Source organism: Streptomyces sp. NPDC088400 (assembly GCF_044753355.1).
GTDB lineage: Bacteria > Actinomycetota > Actinomycetes > Streptomycetales > Streptomycetaceae > Streptomyces.
Genome location: NZ_JBIVMZ010000024.1, coordinates 1 through 15,075, shown reverse-complemented (window position 1 = coordinate 15,075; position 15,075 = coordinate 1). Strand labels below are relative to the sequence as shown.

General features: G+C 68.6%; 13 protein-coding genes and 2 pseudogenes. 7 read left to right on the top strand and 8 right to left on the bottom strand.

Annotation, left to right across the window (positions count from 1 at the left end):
- The first annotated feature begins 198 nt into the window (after window positions 1-198).
- Complete coding sequence (locus ACIQD6_RS35120; protein ID WP_401890825.1) at window positions 199-1,704, top strand: SulP family inorganic anion transporter; 1,506 nt, start codon at window positions 199-201, stop codon at window positions 1,702-1,704.
- Window positions 1,705-1,797: 93 nt separating this feature from the next.
- On the opposite strand, the gene ACIQD6_RS35115 is transcribed toward ACIQD6_RS35120, so the two are convergent.
- Complete coding sequence (locus ACIQD6_RS35115; protein WP_401890822.1) at window positions 1,798-2,589, bottom strand: polysaccharide deacetylase family protein; 792 nt, start codon at window positions 2,587-2,589, stop codon at window positions 1,798-1,800.
- Between the two features lie 519 nt (window positions 2,590-3,108).
- Here ACIQD6_RS35115 and ACIQD6_RS35110 point away from each other — a divergent pair.
- Both ACIQD6_RS35110 and ACIQD6_RS35105 read left to right on the top strand, forming a co-directional pair.
- Window positions 3,109-4,830: a PHP domain-containing protein gene (locus ACIQD6_RS35110; RefSeq protein WP_401890820.1), complete on the top strand. Its 1,722-nt coding sequence runs from the start codon at window positions 3,109-3,111 to the stop codon at window positions 4,828-4,830.
- Window positions 4,831-5,133: 303 nt separating this feature from the next.
- The gene (locus ACIQD6_RS35105) at window positions 5,134-5,619 is read left to right on the top strand and encodes a hypothetical protein (protein WP_401890817.1); all 486 of its coding nucleotides are present in this window, start codon (window positions 5,134-5,136) and stop codon (window positions 5,617-5,619) included.
- A gap of 24 nt (window positions 5,620-5,643) precedes the next feature.
- On the opposite strand, the gene ACIQD6_RS35100 is transcribed toward ACIQD6_RS35105, so the two are convergent.
- Window positions 5,644-5,973, bottom strand: coding sequence for an alpha/beta fold hydrolase (locus tag ACIQD6_RS35100; protein ID WP_401890815.1), 330 nt, complete (start codon window positions 5,971-5,973; stop codon window positions 5,644-5,646).
- Between the two features lie 194 nt (window positions 5,974-6,167).
- Between ACIQD6_RS35100 and ACIQD6_RS35095 the strand changes: the two genes are divergently transcribed.
- Window positions 6,168-6,692, top strand: coding sequence for a DUF4158 domain-containing protein (locus ACIQD6_RS35095; RefSeq protein ID WP_401890917.1), 525 nt, complete (start codon window positions 6,168-6,170; stop codon window positions 6,690-6,692).
- Window positions 6,693-6,784: 92 nt separating this feature from the next.
- The gene (locus ACIQD6_RS35090) at window positions 6,785-7,117 is read left to right on the top strand and encodes a hypothetical protein (protein WP_401890813.1); all 333 of its coding nucleotides are present in this window, start codon (window positions 6,785-6,787) and stop codon (window positions 7,115-7,117) included.
- 396 nt (window positions 7,118-7,513) lie between these two features.
- Here ACIQD6_RS35090 and ACIQD6_RS35085 read toward each other — a convergent pair whose 3' ends face one another.
- From ACIQD6_RS35085 to ACIQD6_RS35060, 6 genes and pseudogenes are all read right to left on the bottom strand, one after another.
- Window positions 7,514-8,230: a TIGR03619 family F420-dependent LLM class oxidoreductase gene (locus ACIQD6_RS35085; protein WP_401890810.1), complete on the bottom strand. Its 717-nt coding sequence runs from the start codon at window positions 8,228-8,230 to the stop codon at window positions 7,514-7,516.
- 143 nt (window positions 8,231-8,373) lie between these two features.
- On the bottom strand, window positions 8,374-9,231 hold the full coding sequence (locus ACIQD6_RS35080) for an MBL fold metallo-hydrolase (RefSeq protein ID WP_401890807.1): 858 nt from the start codon (window positions 9,229-9,231) through the stop codon (window positions 8,374-8,376).
- 298 nt (window positions 9,232-9,529) lie between these two features.
- Window positions 9,530-10,030 carry a zinc-binding dehydrogenase gene (locus ACIQD6_RS35075; RefSeq protein WP_401890914.1) on the bottom strand — a complete coding sequence of 167 codons (501 nt, stop codon included), beginning with the start codon at window positions 10,028-10,030 and terminating at the stop codon, window positions 9,530-9,532.
- 201 nt (window positions 10,031-10,231) lie between these two features.
- Window positions 10,232-10,539, bottom strand: a pseudogene (locus tag ACIQD6_RS35070) (alcohol dehydrogenase catalytic domain-containing protein); the annotation flags it as partial.
- A 411-nt stretch (window positions 10,540-10,950) separates the two neighbouring features.
- Complete coding sequence (locus tag ACIQD6_RS35065) at window positions 10,951-12,042, bottom strand: Gfo/Idh/MocA family protein (RefSeq protein ID WP_401890804.1); 1,092 nt, start codon at window positions 12,040-12,042, stop codon at window positions 10,951-10,953.
- A 128-nt stretch (window positions 12,043-12,170) separates the two neighbouring features.
- Window positions 12,171-13,142 carry an aldo/keto reductase gene (locus ACIQD6_RS35060; RefSeq protein WP_401890801.1) on the bottom strand — a complete coding sequence of 324 codons (972 nt, stop codon included), beginning with the start codon at window positions 13,140-13,142 and terminating at the stop codon, window positions 12,171-12,173.
- A gap of 203 nt (window positions 13,143-13,345) precedes the next feature.
- On the opposite strand from ACIQD6_RS35060, the gene ACIQD6_RS35055 reads away from it, so the two are divergent.
- Together ACIQD6_RS35055 and ACIQD6_RS35050 are read left to right on the top strand one after the other, a co-directional pair.
- The gene (locus ACIQD6_RS35055; RefSeq protein WP_401890798.1) at window positions 13,346-14,002 is read left to right on the top strand and encodes a MarR family winged helix-turn-helix transcriptional regulator; all 657 of its coding nucleotides are present in this window, start codon (window positions 13,346-13,348) and stop codon (window positions 14,000-14,002) included.
- Between the two features lie 102 nt (window positions 14,003-14,104).
- A pseudogene (locus tag ACIQD6_RS35050) lies at window positions 14,105-14,985 on the top strand (transposase); the annotation flags it as partial.
- Between the last annotated feature and the right edge of the window lie 90 nt (window positions 14,986-15,075).

Genomic DNA, 15,075 nt, shown 5'->3' with positions numbered 1-15,075 from the left:
CCACGCCTGGGATCCCGACCCTTTCCGCTCCTGTGCTCGCGCCGCCGGTACGGCCCGACGCCCGTGCGGCCGGTAGGGCCCGCACCAATCTCTACCCTAACGTTAGGGTAGAGTCGGCCGGGCCGGGGGCAGCCACGCCGTGCCGGTGCCGAACAGCACACACAGCACGTACAGCGCGAACACGTCAGGTTGCCTTCCTTGTCCACTCCCGTACAGTCCACCGCCGCGCGACTGCGCGCCTTCCGCCCGTCCTGGTCCCGCTCACCCAAGGTGCTGCGTACGGAGGTGCTGGGCGGGCTGGTGGTCGCACTGGCCCTGATCCCCGAGGCGATCTCGTTCTCGATCATCGCCGGGGTCGACCCGAGCGTCGGCCTGTTCGCCTCGTTCACCATGGCCGTCACCATCGCGGTCGTGGGCGGGCGCCCCGCGATGATCTCCGCGGCGACCGGCGCCGTCGCCCTGGTCACCGCACCGCTCAACCGCGAACACGGGCTGGGTTATCTGATCGCCTGTGTCATCCTCGCCGGTGTCTTCCAGATCGTGCTCGGGGCGCTGGGCGTCGCCAGGCTGATGCGGTTCGTGCCGCGCAGTGTGATGGTCGGCTTCGTGAACTCGCTGGCCGTTCTGATCTTCATGACGCAGATTCCCGAACTCCGCGACGTGCCCTGGGCGGTCTACCCGCTCTTCGTCGGGGGACTGACGCTCATGGCGCTCTTCCCGAAGGTCACCAAGGCGGTCCCGGCGCCGCTGGTCTCCATCGTCGTCCTGACGGCGATCACTGTCGCCGCCGGCATCGCGGTCCCCACCGTCGGGGACAGGGGGGCGCTGCCCTCGTCCCTGCCGGTGCCGGGTCTGCCCGATGTGCCTTTCACTCTGGACACGCTCACCACCGTGGCGCCCTACGCACTGGCCATGGCCCTGGTCGGGCTGATGGAGTCCCTGATGACGGCGCGCCTGGTCGACGACATCACCGACACCCCTTCCAGCAAGACCCGCGAGTCCGTCGGGCAGGGCATCGCCAATATCGTCACCGGTCTCTTCGGCGGCATGGGCGGCTGCGCCATGATCGGGCAGACGATGATCAACGTCCGGGTGTCGGGCGCGCGCACCCGGCTGTCGACCTTCCTCGCCGGCGCGTTCCTGATGGTGCTGTGCATCGTCTTCGGGCCGGTCGTCTCCGACATCCCGATGGCCGCGCTGGTCGCGGTCATGGTGATGGTCTCGTTCGCCACGTTCGACTGGCACTCCATAGCGCCGGGGACACTCAAGCGCCTGCCCGTCGGTGAGATCGCGGTCATGCTGGTCACCGTCGCCTGTGTCCTCGCCACACAGAATCTCGCGGTCGGCGTTGTCGTCGGCACCGTCACCGCCATGGTCATCTTCACCAGGCGGGTCGCCCGTACAGCCGATGTCACCGCCGTGACCGACCCCGACGGGAAGTCGGTCGTGTACTCGGTCACCGGCGAGTTGTTCTTCGCGTCGTCCAATGAGCTCGTCGCCCGGTTCGACTACGCGAACGACCCGGAGACGGTCGTCATCGACCTCTCCGCCACCCACATCTGGGACGCTTCCTCCGTCGCGGCGCTCGACACCGTCACCGCCAAGTACGCACAGCGCGGCAAGACGGTCGAGATCACCGGGCTGAACCAGCCCAGCGAGCGGCTGCACAAGACCCTCAGCGGTGAACTGACGGGCAGCCACTGACCGTTGGCAGCGCCCCCTGGTCGATTACATGGTGTCATTGCCGGTGCGCGGGGTACGGCGAAGCGCCCGGGCCGCGAGCGACTGCACCCGTCGTCAGGGCTTGTAGACCTTCCCCGGCTCGGCGTGTCCCGGCGCCATCAGCTGGGGAACCGTCACAAAGGTGTAGCCGCGCCTCTTCAGCTCCTCGATGATCCCGGGAACGGCGGGCACGGTGCCGTCGTAGATGTCGTGCAGCAGGATGATGCCGTCCCGGCCCGCCTGGTCGAGGGTGCGCTTCTCGATGAGGGCGGAGTCCGTCGTCGAGTAGTCCTTGGCGGTGGTGCTCCACATGATCTGCGCGAGACCGAGTTCGCGGCTGACGTCCGAGACATCGTTGTCGGTACGGCCCTGCGGCGGGCGCATCAGCGTGGGCCTCTTGCCGGTGAGCTTCTCGATGGCGTCCTGCGTACGGGAGAGTTCCTCCCGTACCTCGTCGGAGCTACGGTCCGTCAGGATCCGGTGCGACCAGGTGTGGTTGGCCACCTCGTGCCCCTCGTCCGCGATACGGCGGACGAGCTCGGGATACCTGTCGACATGGTTCTTGCCAAGCAGGAAGAAGGTCGCGGGCACCTTCTCCTTCTTGAGGATGTCCAGCAGCCGAGGCGTGTGTTCGGAGGGGCCGGCGTCGAAGGTGAGGGCGATGCACTTCACCTTCTCGCAGTCGACCGGGCCGGCCTGGGCCTTCATCCCGGCCTTGACCTGCACCCCACCCTTGGCCTCGCTTCTGGCGTCGGCGGCCGAGTAGGTGTCGTACGAAGTGCAGGCACTGAGCACCAGGCCGAGCGACGCGACCGCCGCCAGGGCGCCGGCCGTACGTGACCTGAGCCTCGATATGTTCCATGACATGACAAATCCCTCTTCCTGAGGGCGAGCGGCCCATGGAAGGGCCGTGACGGGGTGGCACCGAGCCGTGCCGGGGCATGTTCGGGGGCCGACGCGCGCAGCGGGCGCCGGTGAAGCGAGCGTGGGTCAGGGAAACGCGGGTCGGGAAAGGGCCGCGAACGGGGGCCGGTCGGCCGCTACGTCGCGCGGAACGCCGGATTCAAGGGCCCGGACAGGGCATGGCCGAGTGACATACCGAGCACTATACACAGCACGTATACACGCGGTGTATAGCCGGGCGGACTCGGACGCCCTCGCCCGTCACGGATCCCACCGCGAGACCGGCAACTCCCCCTTACGGCGCGCACCAACTCCGAGAAATCGCCACGGCCTTCCCGTCGCCTCCCGCGACCATCCACCCGACCCCACGACATCTCGTGCGGCATTCAACATCCCTCGTACGCACTGTCTTCACCGGGCCTTCACCCCACCACTCGAACATCTGTCCCGCTGGGCATCACTGGCATCGGCGAGGAGCAGGACATGGGCCACGGCCATCACCACCCGCACGGTCACACGCACCACACGCACGACACCCCGGCGGACGCGGAACCGCTGCCCCCGGCCCTCGACATGAGCGTGCCGGACGGCGAGCTGTCCCCCGGTCAGCTCTCCCGCCGTTCGATGGTGCGCCGCGCCGGCCTTCTCGGCGCGGGCCTGGCGGGAGCGAGCGTGCTGGGCGGCGGCGCCTCCGCGGCCGCCGCCGCGCAGACGAGCGGTTCGGGCGGGGCCGGTGGCCGGGGCAGGGGCAACGGCTTCCTGTGGCTGGCGGGCGACCACCACATCCACACGCAGTACAGCAGCGACGGCAAGTACCGCGTCGCCGACCAGGTGCGGCAGGGCGCGCGGCACGGACTGGACTGGATGGTCATCACCGACCACGGCAGCGAGACCCACGCCAAGATCGGTGTCGACAAGGTCAATCCCGACATCAAGGAAGCCCGCGCCGGCCACCGGGACCAGCTTGTCTTCCAGGGCCTGGAGTGGAACATCCCGGGTGCCGAGCACGCCACCGTCTTCGTGCATCCCGGCCGGGGCGAGGTGGAGGTGCTCAAGAAGTTCGAGACCGACTACGACGGCAGCCTCCACCCGAGCACGTCCGCGCCCACGAACGAGGCCCTGGCCATCTCCGGCCTGCGGTTCCTCGCCGACCAGGTGCGCCGCCGCAAGGTCGACGACATCCTGATGCTCGCCAACCACCCGGCCCGCCAGGGCATCGACTCGCCCCACGAGATCCGCGGCTGGCGCGACGCCACCCCGGACGGCCACCGGATCGCGATCGGCATGGAAGGCGCCCCCGGGCACCAGGCCGGCGGTCTGCCCAAGCCGAAGGGCAGCGGCGGGGCCCGCGGCCTCTACGGGAACGGTCCCGGCCCCAACTCCTTCGCCGCCTACCCCGCGGAGAGCTACCGCACCTGGGGCGGCTTCGACTGGATGACCTCGACGGTCGGCGGCCTCTGGGACAGCCTCCTCGCCGAGGGAAAGCCCTGGTGGATCACCGCCAACTCCGATTCGCACAACGTCTACGCCGAGCCCTCCGTGGTGGGTCCCGACGACGACTTCGCGGGCAACGGCAAGCACGCCGACCCGGTGTACGGCGACGGGCTCGACCTCGCGCAGAACGACTACTGGCCGGGCCACTACAGCCGTACGCATGTCGGCGCGGAGCGGTTCTCGTACGCGGCGGTCATGGACGCCATGCGGGCGGGCCGGATCTGGGTCGACCACGGTGGCCTGATCAGCGGCCTGGACGCGCGGCTCAAGGGCGGCGGGCGCTGGGCCACCCTCGGCGGAGCGCTGCGCGTCAAGCGCGGTACGGACGTCGAGCTGAGCATCGACATCGCACTGGCCAACGGCGCCAACTGGGCGCAGTTCGTGCCGACACTGGCCCGGGTCGACGTCATCCAGGGCCAGGTCACCGGGCCGGTCGAGGACCGGGACACCTTCACCGCGCCGACCGCCGGGGTCGTCAAGTCCTTCGAGGTCAACAAGTCGAAGGGCACCATCCGGCTGACCTACCGGCTCGGCCGGGTCTCCGGACCGGTGTACGTCCGCCTGCGCGGCACGGACGGCAACCGCACCGCGGTGGGGCTGAACGGCGCCAAGGTCGACCCGGTGGGTCCCGCGGCCGATGTGCCGGGCGACGCCGACCCGTGGAAGGACCTCTGGTTCTACTCGAACCCCATCTGGGTTCTTCCGACCTGATTGTCCGGGCCGGGAACATTCGCCGGTGGGCAGCCGTTGGACCCAGTGAGGGTATGGATGGAACTGAGTCCCCGGGCCCCATATGAGAATCGCCCATGGGGAAGATCGTTCGGCTGAAGCCCCATGGAGCCTATCGCCGCGAGGCGACCGCCATCCGCACTCTCCCTTCGACGACCCCGACCGGCGCCCCCCGTCCGGTCGGGGTCTCTCGTCGGTCCAGACAGAGGCTCGGTCCGGGCACACGGCTGGGTCCGGGCACACGGCTCGGTCCAGGCACACGGTGGAGAGGCAGCGGCGGCGCGGATGACGACGGCTGGAGACGAGACGGAACGGCCCGGCGGCTTCGAGGCGGCCACCGGTGACGGCCCGGCGGCCGGAGGAACGCCGCAGGCGCGGGCGGCCGAAGTCCGGGTCGCCTTCGAGGGATTGCTGCAGATCCGGCGCCTGACGCACACCGGCGCCGGTGACCCGGCGTCCGTACCGGCCCCCTGGGAGCGGCAGCGTCCGGTCCGGGCCGTCGCGCTGGCGCTGGAGGCGTCCGGCATGGCGGCGTCGGCCGTGGACGCCTCGGGCCGGCGGACGGCCACCGGGTTCCGCGTCGGCCCCGGCGAAGAGGCCGGCACCGTACGGGTGGAGTGGCTCGGCCCGCACGGCGGCGGGGCCGCCCAGGAGGAGGAGCAGGCCCTGGCCGCGTGCGCCGCCGCGCTGGGGCGCCTGGGATGGGAGGCCCTGCTGTACCGGGGCCCCAGGCGACGGCGGTTCCTGGAGGTCGAGCCGGCCGGCACCTGAGAGGCTCCCGGCGCGCGCCTCCGGTCAGGCGGGCCCGGTGGCCGTCCGGGACGGATCGCGCAGGAACGCGGCGAGGTGTTCGTCGGTCGGGCCGGGAGCCTCCTCGGGCAGATAGTGGTCGCACGGCAGCGCGTGTCCCCGCACGTCGTCGGCGTACTCACGCCAGACGGACGGAACGTCGTACTGCCGCCCGACAAAGCTGTGTTCACCCCAGAGCGCCAGCACCGGGCAGGCGATCCGCCGTCCGGCGGCGGCGTCCTCGTCGTCGTGCAGGAGGTCGATTCCGGCGGCGGCGCGGTAGTCCTCGCAGGAGGCGTGGATGGGGTGTGACCGAGATACGCGCCAGAGGGGCAACGGGATGATCTTGAAGCCCTGAGCACCCTCTGCCCGTCACCCATTCGGCTCAGTGTCGTTGGTGGTGATGTTGAGCGTCGTCTGGGGCCTGGGGTGGGTTGTGACATCGATTGAACGGACCGCGTATCCGCGGTTCAAGCGGCTCATCACCGCGCATGAGCTGCACCTGATTCTTCTCTCCGAGCCGCGATGAGCTGAAGTGGGCGGCCGATGCCACGGACTGCGATGAGCATCTGCTGGCGCTGCTGCTGATGCTGAAGTCGTACCGGCGCATGGGGTGTTTCCCGGCGTTGGAAGACGTCCCGGAGATGGTGGTGGACTTCGTCCGGCGGGCGGTGGAGCTGCCGGAGGGCACGCTGCCGGTGTACCGGGCGGAGCGGACCGCCAAGCACCACCGGGGCCTGGTCCGCAAGCAGGCCGGCGTGACATACGACCAGGTCAGGGCTCGCGGGATCGTCGAGCAGTCGATCCGCAAGGAAGCCACGGCGAAGAACCGCCCGGCGGATCTGATCAACATCGCGCTGGAGAAGGTGGTGGAGGCCGGGCTGGAACTGCCCAGGTTCTCGACCTTCGACAAGATGGCCTCGAAAATCCGGACCGAGGTGAACGCCTCGATCCGCACGGGCATCCACGACCGCATGAGCGCCGCTCAGCGGGCGGGGCTCATGCGACTGCTGGAGGACCGCGACAGTGACGGGACGACCTGTTCAACCGGCTGAAGAAGCCCGCCAAGGGCCCGACCTGGTCGCACTTCAAGAACCTGACCAAGCGTCTGGAATGGCTGGACGAGCTCGGCGACACCGACGTGTGGATGGACGGAGTCGCCGCGGGGAAGGTCACCGACTTCGCCGGGGAAGCGGACGCGGCGGACGCCTCGGAGCTGCGGGACTTCCTCCCCGTCAAACGCATCGCGCTGGTCGCGGCCCTGACGCACAAGGCGCGGATGCGGGTGCGGGACGACCTGGCGACGATGTTCTGCAAGCGTGTGGCGACGAAGATCAAGAAGGCCAAGGCGGAGCTGGAGGAGATCCGGCTCGCCGAGCGGGAGATCGTCGAGTCCCTGATCGGGAACTACCGCACGGTGCTCAAGCACATCGACGAGGCGGCCCGGCCCAGGAGGCGCTCACGAAGGCCACGGCCATGACCGCCGAAGTCCGCCAAGCCCTGGACGGTCTGGATGAGGAGGCGCCGGTGGACGAGGTTGCGACGCGGCTGGAGGGCAGGGTCTCCCCGGCGGTCCTCGCCCTGGTGAAGGCTCAGGTGGTGCAGGCCGGCGGGTTCGGCGCGGTCACCCGCGCGGTAGACGGCTTCGGAGGGTTCGCGAAGCAGTACGAGCAGATCGAGAAGGTCTCCGCCCATCACGGCAACTTCTGGGAAGTGCTGCTGTACGGGCAGATCGGCCGGGACCGGGCGGTGATGTTCGACCTTGCCGACAACGACAAGCTGAAGTTCACCGCGACCAGCGAGGACAGCCGGGTGCTGGACGCCCTTGCACACGCCCAGCGGCACCAGGCGGCCCGCGGCGAGTACATCACCGCCTTCAACGAGGAGGGCAAGGAGGTCGGCATCTCCTTCGCCACCCAGAACTGGCGGAAGGCGGTGGTCGACAAGACCCGGACCGGGCAGTTTCGGGCACCGCAACGGGAAGTACGCCGTCCGCGCGGCGGGCCGCCCGGCGTTGGGAGGCCGGGGCGAAGCCGGACAGGTAGATCGGGGGCCGGGGGCGCTGGAGCGGCTTGGGCCCGATGTGGGCGGCGGGGAAGGCGTAGTGCCTGCCCTCGTGTCGCGCGACGGGCTCGGTGGTCCACACGGCTTCCAGCACCTCCAGACACTCGTCCAGCCGCGCGCCCCGCTCCTGCCAGGGAACGCCCACTCCCTGGTACTCCTCGGGCGACCAGCCGGTTCCGAGGCCGGGAATGAGACGTCCCCCGCTCACCACGTCGACACCGGTCAGCGACCGGGCGAGTAGCAATGGGGAGTACCAGGGTGCGATGAGTGTGGATGTGCCCAGCAGTACTCGTTCGGTGACGCTCGCGGCAACGCTCAGCGCCACGAACGGGTCGAGCATGGTGCGCAGTTGCCACGGAATCGTGTCCGTGCCCATGTAGCCCACGCGCGGATTCACGCCGGCCAGTACGCGGTCACCCACCCACAGGCTGTCGGCACCAAGTTCCTCGGCCTGTCGGGCGAAGCCGGCGAGCTTGTCGAGCTGGTCAGACATCGCGCCGTACTGAGGAAGCGAGAAACCGACGTGCATGTGAACTCCCGGGGAGACAACGGTCATTTGACCGACAGAACAGGGAAGCGTCAGCTTCGGCTTTCGGTACGTAGCTGTGCGCGGTGCGACGGATCGACAGAGTCCGCCGCACCGCGCAGATGCTCGTACTGTTCAGGACGGTGTCAGGTCAGGAAGACCGCAGGATTCTCGCCCCGCAGGCGGTAGTCGGGTCGGGGCCGTTCGAGGCGGATCGATTCCAGCACGGTGTACGCGTGGTACTTGGTCTGGGTGGTGGCTCCTGCCAGCCGTTCCCACCAGAGCCGGCCGTCGCTCGTTTCCTTCTCGAGGACGTGGCGGGTGGTGTAGTTCGTCATGGAGCTGATCCAGTTCTCGGTACCGACGAAGATCCTGTCCCAGCCGGTGCCGGTCACGATGTCGGCGAGCGCATCCGAGCGGCTGAACCGCTCGACCGCCGCAGTCGCCCCCTCGAGCACGTCGGCGAAGTACTCCACGCACAGCTTCACCTGCTCGTAGGTGCCGTAATGCATGTGGTGCCCGCCGACGAAGTAGTCGAAGTCGTATTCGAGGATCTGAGACTGAGCCTCGTACCAGCCGGAGATGTTCTGCGAGGCGTCGCAGTGCATGAACGTGACGCTTCCCGGACTAACGATGTCCACGGCTGTGAGCACCTTCTGCTGGGGTGCGTAGATGAAGATGTTGCCGGGGCAGTGGTTCTCTCCCTTGTAGGAGAGCTGCAGGCTCACGCCGCCCACTTCGAGAACGGGTTCGTCGTCGAACGTCCTCGTCGGCAGGGGACGCTTCGGGTCGGGGAAGCGCTCCAGGAGTTCCTTGGTGATGCGGTGGGCGACGATCTCGACGTCGGGACCGAACACGGAGGCCGCGCCGATGTGATCGGCGTGCCAGTGGCTGTAGATGACGTGGGTCACCGGTTGGTCGGTGACGTCCTCGATCGCCGCCAGCATGTTCTCGCCCAGCGTCGGGGGTGCGTCGATCGCGACCACGCCCTCCTCGGTCACCACGAATGCGGCGTCGTAGGGTCACCACGAATGCGGCGTCGTAGCCGGCACTGGTGACCCAGTAGAAGCCGCCGCGCAGTTCTTCAACGTGGTAGCCGTACTTCTGGAAGTGCTCGCTCTGGAAATATGGGGGGGTAATACCCCTCGGGGTCCAACGGGTCGTCCGCCCCCGCACGAGGGAACCCATAGTGGTCGATCCCGTAGAAATTCGGGGTTTCTTCGACGCTGATGGGTATCTGACTGCTCTGGCACATCGACGGGACGCCTCTCTGTGTTCTCGGAAATCTGTCGAACGGGTGGGCTATCCCGGTGACGTGAATCGAAGGATCGCCTTGGTAACGCGGCCTGAGCCTGCATCCTCGAACGCGGTGTTGATATCGGCGAAGTCGTAGAAGGACAGCAGCCGGTCGATGGGGAACCGGCCCGCTCGATAGAGCTGGGCAAGATCGTTGATCAGTAGCGACGAGACAGCGTCTCCCTGGATGATGCCCTGCAACGACTGGCCGAGCGTGAGCCGGCCGGCGTCGATCATGGCGCCTGCGCCTTCATGGAACGCCACGAAGCCGAAGCGGCCCAGCGGTGCCAGGGCGCCGACCCCGGCGTCGAGGTTCTCCGCGCGGCCGCTCGTGTCGAGGACGTACTCCAGACCGCGCTCGTCGACGGCGCGGAGCGCGCCGGTCAGATCCTCGACCTGGTCGGGGTTGACGAGGTGCGTCGCTCCGAGATCGCGGGCCAGCTCGATGCGGCCGGCGTCGACGTCGACAGCGACGATGGTGGTAGCACCTGCGACATGTGCCGCCATGACCGCCGCCAGGCCCACCGCGCCCCCGCCGAAGACCGCGAAGGACGCCCCCGCCGGAACAGCGAGGGCCTTGAGCACGGCCCCCGCGCCCGTCTGCAATCCGCACCCCACCGGCGCCATGACGTCGAGGGGCAGATCGCGGGGGACCTTGATCGTGTTCCGTTGGTGGGTCAGGGCGTGGGTGGAGAACGAGGGCTGGCCGAAGAAGTGGCCGTGTGGCTCAGTTCCGTGGGCGACGTGGAGACCGTTCGAGCCGTCCAGGCGGGCACCTGCGAAGTTGGCTGCCCAGACGTTGTCACAGTAGGCCGCGTGAGAGGACATGCACGGCTTGCAGCGGCCGCACGAGTGGTAGGAGAGGACGACGTGGTCACCGGGCTCGACGGTGGTGACAACGGCCCCCACTCGTTCGACGACTCCCGCGCCTCGTGCCCCAGCACCACCGGCAGCGGCGTCGCCATTCGCTGCGCCCGCACGTGAGCGTCGGTCGCGCATATTCCGGTCGCGACCATGCGAACGAGTACCTCGTCGGGCCGCGGGTCCTCGATCTCGATGTCGCGAAATTCGAAGGGCCCATCCTGCGCTTCGAGAACGGAGGTGCGCGCGGAGGTGGTCATACGTCGTGAGCCTGCCGCGAAGCGCCGCGAGCGCCATGGTGACAAGGGACTGAAATCATCAACGACTCCCTGATCGGGGTTGTGGGCCTCAGGAACCCTTCAGCGGGTCCGAACCTATGTCGGCTGCCCGTACTCGCGGATCGGTCGCCGTATCCGTCACGGCCCGGTTCTCGAAGGCTGCCGCCATGGGGCCCCTGGTGTCCGCGACCTTGATCGCGGACACCAGGGCCTGACTGGGTGGGGCGTCTCCGTCGGCTGTCCGTGCATCTCCGGCAGTGGTGCACGGTGCCGCGGGGTGTGGTGGCGTCAGTGCCGGACGCCGGTCTGAGCGGCTTGTTCGACTCGGACGATGAGTCGGCTGTTGTGGGCGGCGTGCTGAAATCCCGGGGTGTGGTGGGTGCCGTTCGTGATGTCGCGGGCCAGGCTGGCGTAGACCTCGCCGACGTTGATGGAAGCGCCCGTCCAGATGTCGGCGGCGGTGGGTCCCGTGCCGGTGGCGACGAGGCTGTCGGGCGGGGTGAAGTCGACGCTCGACGAGAGGGTGAGGTCGCCGACCTGAACGCCTGCGGGGTGGTCGCCGGTCAGCTTCAGCCAGCCCTCCGATCCGCGTACTTCCAGGCTGAAGTGGGCGTCGGGGGCGGGTACGCCCGCCAGGATCTGCACTCCGACGGGCGCCCCCGAGGAGGTCTTGGCGATGGCGTCGAGGTGATCCGGGACCTCGCGGACGGAAATCGCGCCGGTGTCCACCAACTTCACCTGTGGCCAGAGGAGTTCGGTGCGGGCGTCGATTTCGGTGATGTCGCCGAGAACGGCTTCGACCACATCCAGAACGTGGCCCGCGGCGATGGTGAGGAAGCCGGCTCCGGACGCTGCCTTGTCGAAGTATTCGTACGCGCTCACCGACTCCGGGCCGTTGCCGAAGGTCGTCGCGGCGACTCGCGCCGAGAACAGCCGCCCTAGCCGGCCCTGAGCGATGATCTCCGCCGCGCGGCGTACCGAGGGATTGAGCCGGCCCTGCAGGCCGATCGCGGTGTGCAGCGAGCCGGCCGCGTCAGCCATCTCTTCCGTCTGCGCAACGGTCGCGCCCAGTGGCGACTCCGCATACACGGCCTTGTTCGCCGCGAGAGCCGCCAGGACGAGCTCGCGGTGAGCCGGGACCTTCACCGCGACGGTGACGAGGTCGATCGAAGGGTCACCGATGAGCTCGTAGGGGTCCGCGAACCAACGCTCGGCGCCGAACGCCTCGGCAGCGCTGCGCGCGCTCTCCTCGTGCCGCGTCGCCACACCGGCCAGGTGGAAGTCGGGCTGCGCCGCCAGCGCGGGTATGTGCGATGCCCCCGCCCAGCTCGCCTTCGTGTCCGCACCGATAATGCCGACTCGGATCAGATTGCTTGACATGATGTGTCGTCCATTTCTTTCGTTGCAACGAGATGTGGCTGGATTCGCCCGGTGCGCCGCTTGAGGTCTGGGCTCGAAGTGCTCGATCGGCGGATCGCGCGGGGCGAATCGCCGGTCTCGTGCATCTCTCACTGGTCGATGGCGGCCATGTCGGGCTCGGCGTGGCGTTCGCCGGACGCCGGTGTCAGGTTGTTCAGGCGGGTTATCTGGCCTGCGGTGAGACGGATGCCGTCGGCGGCACTGTTCTCCTGGAGGCGGTCGACACGTTTCGTCCCCGGAATGGGCGCGATGCCGTCTCCCTGTGCGAGCAGCCAGGCCAGAGCGACCTGCGCGGGCGTGGCGTCGACTTCGTCGGCGACCTCGCGTACTTGGTCGACGATGCGCAGGTTGCGCGTGAGGTTGTCGCCGGTGAACCGGGGGTTGGTGCGACGCCAGTCGGCGGCGTCCAGACCGTCCAGGGTGCGGATGTCACCGGAGAGAAAGCCGTGTCCCAGCGGTGAGTAGGGAACCAGGCCGATACCGAGCTCACGCAGCGTGGGCAGCACTTCGGCCTCGGGGTCTCGTGTCCACAGCGAGTACTCGCTCTGGACAGCGGCCACGGGATGAACCGCGTGGGCCCGGCGGATGGTCGCCGCTGCCGCCTCCGACAGGCCGATGTGGAGGACCTTGCCCGCCTCGACCAGCTCCTTGAGCGCTCCCACCGTCTCCTCGATGGGAATGCCGGGGTCGACCCGGTGCTGGTAGTAGAGGTCGATGTGGTCGGTTCCGAGCCGCCGCAGTGAGCCGTCGACAGCCGTGCGAATGTTGGCGGGGGTGCTGTCCGGGCCCGGCCGGCCGGTGTGGGAGACGAGGCCGAACTTGGTAGCGAGAACAACTTCGTCCCGGCGGCCCTTGATCGCGCGACCCACCAGTTCCTCGTTGACGTAGGGCCCGTACACCTCGGCGGTGTCCAGATGGGTGACACCGAGGTCGACGGCGCGATGAATGGTGCGGATCGACTCGGCTTCGTCCCGACCGGCGCCGGTGTAGTACGCCGACATCCCCATGACACCCAGGCCGATGCGCGAGACATCGAGCCTGCCGAGCGACGTGGACTGCATCTGTTGTCCTTTCGTGAATCTGTCCGCCGGCCCTGCGTTTCCGTGTGGGGCAGGCCTCAGCGCCGCAGAAGGGTGCGTAACGGCGTCGATGGCACATTGCGCCGCTATCGGTTACGCGCTCGGTCGGCAGCGGAGGGAACTTGACGCGTCAAGTTCTACTCCTTCGAACTTGACGCGTCAATAAGTGCGTCTAGGATGTCCTCATGGCGAGCACGGCAGATGACACGAACGGCCAGCGCCGCCGGCGTCCACGGAACGGGTCGACATCCGAGGCGACGGCGCTTGCCGAAGAAAGCTCCGGCTCGAGGAAGTCCGCTGGTCCGGTTGCCGAGACGCGATGGCTGAACGGCGACGAGCTGGCGGCGTGGCTGGCCAACTCCGCGATCATGATCAGCCTGCCGGCTGCGCTGGATGCGCGAATGCAGCGCGAGGCTCAACTGACCTTCTTCGAGTACATGGTGCTTTCGGTCCTGTCCGAGCAGCCGGCTCGCACCATGCAGATGAGCGCCCTGGCCGCGCGAACGGCTGCGTCACTGTCGAGGCTGTCCCATGTCGTCGGTCGGCTTGAGAAGCGCGAACTGCTCGCACGGAACCGGATCCCTGGTACCGGAAGGCGCACCACTGCGACGCTGACCGAGGCCGGTTACGAGGCAGTCGTGACAGCGGCGCCGGGACACGTCGCCGCAGTCCGCGAGTACCTGATCGATGATCTCGAGCCCCAAGAGCTGGCGGCACTGCGCCGCATCGGTGCCGCAGTGGACGCGGCCATCAAGCGCGAGCAACCCGACGCGGGCTCTGCGGCTTCACCTCCGCCCGAATCACCGACGATCCACAGCGGACCGAGGCGTACCGCGGACTGATGGAGGAGCAGCGCCACGCGGTCCGCCAGCACGTCCGCGGCGCGGTCCTCGGCGTTCCAGGTCCTGTGGGGGTCGTGATCATTCGGTTGGTAGAACACTCGTGTGGCGAGGCGTGAACTGAGCGATGACGAATGGGCGTTGGTGGAGCCGCTGCTCCCGATAGGCGCCTACGGCCCGTATCCGCACCGGCTGCGGGATCACTTCGAGGGCGTGATCTGGAGTTTTCGCTCCGGGGCCCAGTGGCGGGAGGTCCCGGAGGAGTTCGGGAACTGGTCCACGGTCTACGACCGGTTCCGCCAGTGGCGCGACGCGGGCGTCTTCCAGGCCCTGATGGAGGCGGTGATCGCTGAGGCCGCACGGCGGGACCAGGTGGACCTTTCCCTGGTCAGCGTGGACTCCACCACAGCGAGAGCGCATCACGACGCGGCCGGCATGAGGGTGGACGCCAAGACGCTGTCAGCGCTGGAGAAGGCACTGGCGGAGGAAAGGGGGGCCGCGGCAAGGAACAAAAGGATCAAGGTGCCGCAGAACCTGGCGATGCGGCCGAAGCCGCCCGCCGGGACGAGCGCCGACGCCTGTACCGACGACGCCGGGCACGGCTGAAAGCAGCCGCCCTGGGCCGCTCACGCGGCGGGCTGACCAGCAAGGTCCCCGTGGCAGCCGACCGCCGCTGCCGCCCACTGGCCCTCACCCTCACCCCGGGGCAGGCCGCCGACAGCCTCCGGTTCGTCCCGGTCCTGGCCAAGGTCCGGGTCCGCGGCCGGGCCGGCCGCCCCCGCACCCGCCCCGACGCGGTGGCTGGCGACAAGGCGTACTCCTCCCGCGCCAACCGCGCCCACCTGCGCGAACGCGGCATCAAGGCCGTCATCCCGGAGAAGAAGGACCAGGCGGCCAACCGGAAGAAGAGGGGACGGCGCGGCGGACGGCCGGTCACCCACGATGCGGACCTGTACAAGGACCGCAACACCGTCGAACGCCTGATGTGCGCCACGAGGCGCCTTGTTGTATCCCCGGCTCAGCCGGGAGGAATTGGAGGGATATTCCTGGGCCTGATGGCTCACCTGGATCCGAAA